Source organism: Schlesneria sp., from assembly GCF_036405755.1.
GTDB lineage: Bacteria > Planctomycetota > Planctomycetia > Planctomycetales > Planctomycetaceae > Schlesneria > Schlesneria sphaerica.
Window position 1 is genome coordinate 1 of record NZ_DASWWZ010000506.1, and the last position, 9,425, is coordinate 9,425.

Annotated in this window: 5 protein-coding genes; 3 read left to right on the forward strand and 2 right to left on the reverse strand. The window is 57.3% G+C overall.

Annotated elements, in window-relative coordinates:
• Positions 1-470, forward strand: a 470-nt coding sequence (locus tag VGE80_RS17160) for an efflux RND transporter permease subunit (RefSeq protein WP_440593520.1), incomplete at its 5' end; no start/stop codon positions are given.
• Between the two features lie 281 nt (positions 471-751).
• On the forward strand, positions 752-2,086 hold the full coding sequence (locus tag VGE80_RS17165) for an efflux RND transporter periplasmic adaptor subunit (protein ID WP_440593521.1): 1,335 nt from the start codon (positions 752-754) through the stop codon (positions 2,084-2,086).
• A gap of 74 nt (positions 2,087-2,160) precedes the next feature.
• Here the strand turns inward: VGE80_RS17165 and VGE80_RS17170 are convergent, their stop codons facing one another.
• Both VGE80_RS17170 and VGE80_RS17175 read right to left on the reverse strand, forming a co-directional pair.
• Positions 2,161-4,425 (reverse strand): RNA polymerase sigma factor, encoded by a 2,265-nt coding sequence (locus tag VGE80_RS17170; RefSeq protein WP_440593522.1) that lies wholly within the window; start codon positions 4,423-4,425, stop codon positions 2,161-2,163.
• 186 nt (positions 4,426-4,611) lie between these two features.
• The gene (locus VGE80_RS17175; RefSeq protein ID WP_440593523.1) at positions 4,612-6,348 is read right to left on the reverse strand and encodes a tetratricopeptide repeat protein; all 1,737 of its coding nucleotides are present in this window, start codon (positions 6,346-6,348) and stop codon (positions 4,612-4,614) included.
• Between the two features lie 255 nt (positions 6,349-6,603).
• Here VGE80_RS17175 and VGE80_RS17180 point away from each other — a divergent pair.
• Positions 6,604-9,425, forward strand: a 2,822-nt coding sequence (locus VGE80_RS17180) for an outer membrane protein assembly factor BamB family protein (RefSeq protein ID WP_440593524.1), incomplete at its 3' end; no start/stop codon positions are given.

The following is a 9,425-nucleotide window of genomic DNA, read 5'->3' on the forward strand; positions in this document are numbered from 1 at the left end:
TGGTGGTGAATTGTCAGTCCTGGCTCGATCCCTTCATCATTCTGATGGCTCTGCCAGGTGCACTCAGCGGCATCCTCTGGATGCTGTTCGTCACTCAGACCACGATCAGCGTTCCTGCGCTGATGGGGTCGATCATGTGTATCGGGGTCGCCACCGCTAACTCAATTCTGCTGGTGACGTTCGCGAACGATCAGCAGTTGGCAGGCATGAATTCGATTGATGCGGCGTGGTCTGCGGGAGTTACCCGACTGCGTCCTGTGATCATGACGGCGTTGGCGATGGTGTTAGGGATGTTGCCGATGTCGCTGGGGATCGGAGAAGGGGGGGAGCAGAACGCTCCACTGGGCCGGGCGGTGATCGGCGGCCTGATGATGGCGACGTTTGCCACCTTGTTCTTCGTCCCGGTCGTGTACAGCGTACTGAGACAGCACCCGAAAAAAATCGAACTGGAACCCGAACTGATGGACTGAGGAACCCCTCATCACAGCATAAACCGCTGGAGACCGGAAATTTAGAAACGGGCCGATCTCGTCAATTTTCCGCAGGCAGGTGCGGTCAAGGAGGAATGCGACGCCACATGGACGAGAGTTTTCTGTTTTCTTCGCAGGCTTTGCCCGTTTCGTGTTAGACGCCACCCCGCGGCCGGTAAGTCGAGTAGGGACCGACGGCCGCGATCGAAGTCGCTCGCAGCTCCATTCCCAAGACCGCGAATGCACCAAGTCAGTCGCGTTAAGTTTTCGATGAAGGACACATGATGTCAGTTGCTCAGGAAATTGATTCACCCGGTGTCTCAAAAACACATGCACCGCCACGTGTGCGGACGGCTGAGCCTCAAAAACATCAGGCTCATGAACAGCATAGTCACGAGGAAGTCATCCAGAAGCCCGCGCAAGGGCTGTCATGGGGGACCATTCTGGCCGTGATGCTACTGGCTGGGTGCAGTCTGGTCGGGCTGTTCTTTGCGGGCTGGCTTCCACGCCAGCGAGTCACCGCGCAGCTTGAGCACGAAGCACACGAGATCAAGAACTCACTGCCGACTGTCCGCGTGACCAAGCCCGTCCCGGCAACGCCGATTGCTGTGGTCACACTTCCGGGCGACGTGCAGGCGATGGAAGAGATCACCCTCTTTCCCCGCACCACGGGCTACGTGAAACGCTGGCTGGTGGACATCGGTGATGAAGTTGAGGCAGGCCAGTTAATTGCCGAGATCGATACGCCCGAAGTGCGAGCCCAGTATGAACAGAGTGAAGCCGCACTGGCAGAATCCCTGGCCAGTCTTGAACGGGCTCGCGCAACAGTGAATCTGGCAAAGATCACCACAAACCGACTGCGAACGCTGGTCGCCCGCAAGAACGCCGCACAGCAGGATCTGGACGATTCGGAAAACAATCTCGCCGTGGGAGAAGCAAACGTTCGACTGGCGGAAGCGACCGTTGCCGTCAACAAGTCGAACGTGCAGCACATGCAGGAGTTGCTGTCGTTCTCCAGGATCCATTCTCCGTTCGAGGGGACGGTTGTGGGGCGATTTCTGGAGACAGGGAAGCTGGTCTCGTCGGGGAACGGCACGGGGCAAGCACTGTTCCGTATCGCTCGCACCAATCCGGTCCGGGTCTTCATCAATGTTCCACAGGCCTACGCGGCGGGCGTGGTGAAGGACCTGACAGCCGAAGTGAGGGCACGTGACATTCCGGGCCGTGTCTTTCAAGGCGTTGTGACACGTACGGCCCGCGCGATCGATCCCCTGACCAGGACACTGCTGACCGAGATTCAAGTCCCGAATGACGACGGTGCTCTGCTGACCGGCTCGTACGTTCAGGTTCAGATGGAAGTGCAGCGCTACAGTCCACCGCTGCTCGTCCCCGCTTCAGCACTCATTTTCAACTCGGGCGGAACACAGGTCGCCGTCGTCGGCCCCGATAACAAGATTGAGTTACGGGTCATTGAAGTCGCAGGAGACATCGGCAAGCAGATCGGGATCGCGACAGGGATTTCGGAAAATGATCAAGTCGTGATCAATCCCGGGGATCGGATGTCTCAGGACTTAATGGTTGAACTGCAACAAGACGCCGTCGGCACGGCTGATTGAGGCATCGGCGATGCTGGGCAGAGCTCTGATACTGCTCGAGAGGCCGGTCCGGCGGTCTTGGAATTGATGAAGAATTAGGGAGTTGCCTGATCAGGCAGACTGTCGGCCAGAACGTTGAAGATGAGTGGCTCGCCCTGGATGGTGCCGAGTTGTACCGGTGCGGAAATCGGGTGAGCGTTTTCCTCGTGGAAATCACAAAACCGAAACTGTTCATTCCACTCGATTGCGGTCATGTCCTTCGGTAGCGGCAAGTGAAACTGCTTCATTTGCTGCGACCTGTTCGGACCGACAAGGATGAACGTCACCTGCAGTTGAGAAGGAACTCCGCTCTGAAACTCATGAGGTACGATCATTACAAGGGCAGTGGTTTCAGCCAGTCTATGGCGGTCCAAGACTGGCGACTGAAGCCGGACTTGATGACTGCCGAATTCGATGGAGATCGTGGAGGGAACAGCATGCCTGACTTCGAGTGTCAGGTTCGAACCTAAGTAGGGGTTCTCTGGTTTCAACGAATCATTTTCGAGCAGATTGGGTGGAGCCCAAAGTGCAAATTCCGACTTGGAAAACTCCAGCCGGGGAGGCTTGTGATAATAGACCTGAGCCCTGATCTCAGGAGCAGAGAATACCGTTTTTGAGAAGAGTCCCATGTGCAGCATTCCGATCAATCCCATCGATCCCGCTGCCACCCCCCAGAGGATTTTCGGAATTCGGTGCCGAAGATAGGCGAGGGGCAGTACCCCTAAAGCAATCAAGTCCAGTGCGAACAGATTGGCGAAGAACATCGTCCGTCGAATTACGCTCACGACGTTGTCACCGAACGGAACCACCACAGGCGTCACGTCGAGCATCAGCACGACAAACGTGACTGATAAGGCCGCCAGCAAGGGAATTCCCAACATGGCGCAAAGAACCCAACGGGGCGGTTCCAGTTCTCTCATCCGCTGTATCACCACAGGATCAACAGCGCCTTGGTTGAGCCAGGATTGGTAACGGCAGATCACAAGAACTGCGATCCCAATCAGGAGAGTTACCCAGGTGATAAGACATCCCACGGACATCCAGAACCAGTCCGTACTGTCGGCCGCTCGAGAGAAAAGCCACGGTGACGAACAGAGCTTTGCGAACAGCAGCAGCCCGACAAATGTATAAGTTAACAAGAGCGCGCCATCGACGGGCGGGATCGGCAATTGCGACTCGACGGGCGGTGCCTGTCGACATTGGCGAACTTGCCACCAAATCCGTATCGCCATGAAGAGATGCCACAATGCACCCGCGATCGGCAGAATCCACAATCGGATCCCGATGGGAAGCATTGTCAGCCCAAGCAGTTCTATTCCAATGACAAAGTGATATGTCATCCAAATCCGCCATTCGGGCGGCGGTGATGCCCAATTCCAGCTTGAGAATGGAAAGAATGGCCACTCGTAGATATTGGGATCTTGTCGAGTGAAACAGAGAATGCGAACCCATTCTGGCCGACGCCAGCCAAGGTAGGCGCACCAAAGCGCCAAGACAATCAAAAAGGCGAGCTCGCCCCAGTAGACACCTGCCACAACCGGAAGAAACAGTAACGCGATGGTCGCTTTCATGATCGAATAGAGCGATGAGAGCACTGACCATCCACCGGTCGCCGAAATCGTCGATGTCCCGACCCCCATCAGGCCGATTTTGGAAATCGATGCGGTCAAGGCAGGCGATGCCGCGACATCGGTTGAAGCGCAAAGCCAGGACAGCAGCGTCGCCGTGGGTACGACGATTCCCATCCGTCGAAGCTCATCTCTCAGGCGTTCGATCCCGATATTCAGTCGCCGTGAAATCGTTGATTGATTCACCCCCAGCAGGTTCGCGATTTCGCCTTGAGTCGATCCTTCCAAATAGTGCATCAGGATTGGTGAACGAAGTTGTTCTGGCAGCTTACTCAGCACTTCATCGACGACCGGGGAGAGTTCGCTCCACGATGCCTCCGTCGGTGTCGAGTCCGTGCTTTCTGAGGGACTCGTTTTTTGCAGACAGCTGGAGTATTCATGGTGCTGACGCCGTTTGTCGCTGCGAAGTCGGTTCAGTGCGCGATTCGTGGCGGCCTGATGCAGCCACCCCACGACGGACGTTCGTATTTCCGCCGCTTGACGGGCCAGGTCAAAGAAACACTCTTGTGAGATGTCCTCAGCGTCGTGAACGTTCGCGGTGATTCGCAGACACGTCCCGTAAACCAGCCCCATATGGCGACGCATCAGGTGGAGGAAGGGTTCAGGAGAACCGGAGCGGGTGTATCGGTTCAGCAATAAATGGTCGCTGATGTCGGTATTGCAATCGCTCGGTACAGAGGGTTCGTCAATCATGCTTTCTCTTCAACTGCAAAATTTACGGCTGTCTCGGACAAACGATCTCTGCAATCAAAGGAACCACTCGGGCAGGCTTTATGCACTCGAAATCAGCGAGGTCTCGTTTTTGGAAATGCACGAACCTCGACGCAACGCGACAAGTAGAAATGACAATTCGGCACGGCAGAAGCGGCTCTGCCCGATCTACTGTTGAAGCAGGGCATCCGGATGGCAGTAGCAACTGGCAACCGGTTTGACGTCGGCCCGCCCCCACGCTCGCTTCACCCGTTCCCCCAGGGCATCAGCAAGTTCGGTTCGGCCCTGCCGTCCGAGTGACTGCTGCAGGCCCAGCAACGACCAGGCGTTTTCAGGATGCCGCAGGAGATCGGCCTGATATACGTGTTCCGCTTCGGCGGGCCGATTATCGGCCAGCAACAGTGCTCCCAGCGCGTGCCGCACAGGCTGCATCCAACCGGGAGGTTCGTCGTACCGCAATTCTTCTTCCAGCGCGACCGCGTCTCTTAACAGGGCAAATGCCTCATCTCGCCTTCCTTCGCGAAACGCCAGTTCGCCTTCCGCCATCTTGCGGGCAATGACGAGGACGTCCTTTGCCGGGTTGTTGCCGACGAGCCATTCCTCATTGATCTGTTCGGCCACGACATCGAACAACCGCAGCTCTTCGCGTGATTCGTTCAGCCTTCCCAGCGCTGTCAGGGCGAGGCTGCGGGCGTAATGCCGCTCGGCCCGACTGAAGAGTCGCCATTCCTGGGGCTCGGGTTCGTCAAGGATTTCGTTCCATTTTCCGAACCGAATCAGTACGTGCAGGGCGGTCGGCATCAGTCCGTCGACACGGGTGACGTATTTTTTCAGGAACTCATGCGGGACCTGCTTTTCAATTTTGCGTGCCGCGTCGATCGCAATCTGATACCGCCCCTCCATCATGGCGGCATAGGAAAGAAAATGAATGTTGTGCAGGAAGTAGGCACTGTAGAAATCGGGTGGGAGTGCGAGCCGGAAGTAAACTTCATCCGCCTGGATGGCTCGTTCATTGGATTCGACGGCGTCGGCGTAGCGGCCCGTACGGATGTAGATATGCGAAGGCATGTGGACCAGATGCCCCGATCCGGGGACCAGATGCAGCAGACGATCGGCCGCGGCGGTCCCGCGTTCAGGCCAGGGTGAAGCTTCAATGGCATGGATATAAAGGTGATTGGCACCGGGGTGGTGGGGCATCTTCGCCAGTGCTCGTTCGAGGATGCCCACAATTTCCAGTGCCCGACCTTTCGGAGCGGCTTTTGTCGTCCAGAGGTCCCACGGCTGAAGATTCATCAGCGCTTCGGCAAAGAGCACACCGATGTCGGGATCGTCAGCAAACTGATGCCAGGCCCGTTCCATGGCATCAGCGTACGCCTGATCAAGTGGCGTACGATCCTCGGGAACGGGCCAGGCGTACCGCTGAGCCACCGCACGAACCAGAGCCACCTCACCAGGGGTCTCGTCGTCCAGGGCGAGCAGCCCCTTTTGGGCCGCCTCATACGCCAGCCTGCTTTGTTCTTCCCCCATCACGGGATTGTTGATGTGCAGCCCCCGGGCATAGGCGGAACCCCACCAGCCCATGGCACAGGACGGATCGATCTCGGTCGCTTTTTCAAACGAGCGAATCGCTTCGTCATGATTGTACCCATAGAGAAGCTGAATTCCCTGATTGAACCAGCGCTGCGCTTCGGGTGACGAGGTTGTCACGGCTCGTGCGTAGCCATCAAATCCGGGGTAAAAATTGGCACCCACGGCCGCATAAGGCCGCCCCGGTAATGAATCGGGATGATCGGCGGTTGCGGAAGATTGCGTCTGCTGTGGCTGTGCGGAGATCGATGCTGCTGCCAGAATGCACGTCGACAGCAGCAGACTTCTCGTCAGGAACCAGGAGGAACGGAGTGACATGGATGCCTCATCTCTTCTGCGATACGGTAATCAAGGTTGACAGCACGAATGTCTCAGACAGACTCGCCCCCGTCGAGGAATCTGCCCAGGTGAAAGCTTCATGAATTTTTGAGCAGTCATTCGTCACTTCTTCATCGCGTCAGCGTATTCAAAAAATTGTGTGACGGTAAAGTTGTACGGAATGAAGTTGCCTTTTGAACGGATAGGATTGTTCGAGAGGTTCTCGAACTTGCCATGGCCAGGAGCCACCAGACGATGAATCGGTTTTTGAACTGCGGCCGTTCCCTCTTGGCCTGTGTTTGTCTGCTGCTTTCAGGAATGACGGTCGAGGCTGCGGACTGGCCGATGTGGCGGTATGACTCAACGCGCAGTGCGGCGGCTCCCGAGTCGCTGCCCGACGGACTCAAGCAGATCTGGTCGCGAAAATTTTCTCCCCGCAAGCAGACGTGGGATGATCCTCTCAACCTGGACCTCATGACGTTCGATCGTTTTTTTGAACCGATTGTCATGGGGGGTCGTCTGTTTCTGGCGTTCAACGATCGAGACAAAGTCGTCGCATACGACCTCAAAACGGGAGCAGAATCATGGACCTTCTACGCAGACGGCCCCATTCGCCTCGCGCCAGTCGCCTGGAACAACCGTGTCTATTTCGCCAGTGACGACGGTCACATGTATTGCGTCAATGCCGAGGATGGTTCCTTGCATTGGCGATTTCGGGGGGGACCCAATGGTCGACAGATTCTGGGCAACCAGCGTCTGATCTCGATGTGGCCCATGCGGGGTGGCCCGGTCTTGCGAGACGGGCATCTCTACTTCGCCGCCAGTATCTGGCCGTTCATGGGAACGTTTATCTACTCACTGGATGCGGAAACCGGTGAAGTCGAATGGGTCAATGATGAATCGGGTGCACAGTATATCCTTCAGCCACATGGAGCCCCTTCGTTCGCCGGTGTCGCACCGCAGGGGTCGCTCGTCGCGACGCAGGATGTGCTGCTGATTCCGGGAGGTCGTTCTGTCCCGGCGGCCTTCAACCGTCACACGGGGAAGTTTTTGTATTTTGAACTGGCAGCGGGAGGCAAGGGGACCGGTGGTTCTTTCGTGGCTGCGAACGAAGAGTCATGGTTTGTGCACACTCGATTGAAGGGGACACGCGAATTCTCGTTGCAGACCGGCGTCAAGACCGCCTTCCTGCCCGATGAACCGGTGCTCGCCGGTGATCGCATTTATGCGGTTCTCGAGAAAGACACCACGCCCCTTATCCGCGCGTTTGACAGTCGCAGCAAAGAGTCTCTCTGGCACATCGCGGCAGACGGTCGGGGGGACCTGATTCTTGCCGGCGATCATCTCTATGCGGCCGGCAAGCCGTCAGAACATCCGGGCGCCGAAGTCCGCACAGAATTGTCTGCCATCCAGCTGCCGCAAACCGGAACCCAGGCAATGATCGCGTGGACAGCCTCCGTTCCCGGAAGCGTGGTTCGACTGGTTGCCGCGAATGAGACGCTGATCGCTGTCACGCTCGAAGGACACCTCTACGCGTTCAGAAACACTTCTACTCCCACCGACGCAGTCCAGGAAGAAACCTTCACCACGCTGGAGGTCTCAGACGAGGCTGCGGGAACGGCAAAGAGCGTCTTGAACGCCGGTCGGGCGGAAGGCTATTCGTTGTGGCTGGGTGCCGCTGACGAATCGCTCGTTACCGCTGTCGCCAATGAGTCGCCGTTCGTTGAATTGTCGGTGATTGATCCCGAGCAGGACCGAGTCGACCGGCTGCGTCGGCACTTCGATACAGCAGGAATTCTCGGTCGGGTGACGGTTCGGCGTTCCAATCCTGCCGAGTTTCTCTCTCCTCCGTACCTGGCCAACATGCTGTTTGTCGGTGCCGAATTGACACCTGCACTCTGCTCGACTCCAGAATTGCTCGCGCGGTTCTACGATTCAGTACGCCCTTATGGCGGGGTGATGTACCTGCTCGCCCCTGCTGCTGACCGGGAACAGCTCATCCAGCAAGTCGCGGCATTGGAGCTGGAGTCGGCGCAGATCGAGAAGGCCGAACATGGCATCGTGGTTCGGCGAGTCGGGGCGCTTCCCGGGTCAGGGACGTGGACACATCAGAATGGCGATATCGGGAACACGAACAAATCCTCTGACCAGCGAGTCAAGTTGCCACTCGGCGTGCTCTGGTTTGGCGGATCCAATCACGAAGACGTGCTTCCCCGTCATGGACACGGCCCGACCGAACAAGTGGTCGGCGGCCGCTTGTTCATTGAGGGAATCAATTCGCTCTCTGCCCGCGATGTTTACACCGGCCGCAAGCTATGGCACCGCAACTTCGAGAATCTTGGAACGAAAGATGTCTACTTCGACGAAACGTACAAAGAGACACCGCTTGACCCGTCGTACAACCAGATTCACATTCCTGGTGCCAATGCGCGGGGAACGAATTTTGTCGTGACCGCAGACCGGATCTACATTGTCGAGGGAGTCACCTGCCATGTCCTCGATCCCGCCACGGGTGAAGATCTGACCACGATCACGCTCCCTCAGCACGATCCGAACCAGCCCCATGAGTGGGGCTTCATCGGCGTCTACGAAGACGTACTGATTGGGGGCGTTGGCTTCGCCCAATACCAGAAGCGACATGAGCTTGAACCTGACAAGGCGGACCCCAAGCGCGCTGTATTTGGAGCGAAAAGTCTCGACCGCGCGGCAAGTATGTCACTCGTCGGCTTCGACCGCCATTCGGGCGAACAGCTCTGGAAAATCGACGCGGCCCATAGCTTCTGGCACAACGGCATCGTCGCTGGAAACGGATTGGTTTTCGCTCTCGACAAGAATCCGAAACCCGTCGAAGAGTTTCTGAAGCGACGCGGGAAGTCCAATCCGGACACGTACCGGATCGTCGCCTTCGATGCAAAGACCGGTCAGGAAGCGTGGACACTGCCCGGAAAAGAAGTCTTCGGGACGTGGCTGGGTTATTCCGAGAAACGTGACCTGCTGCTCCAGGCAGGGGCGGCGGGAAGCGACCGACTGACTGCCGAAGTGGGGCAGGGGATGGCCGTCTACCAGGGCCGCACAGG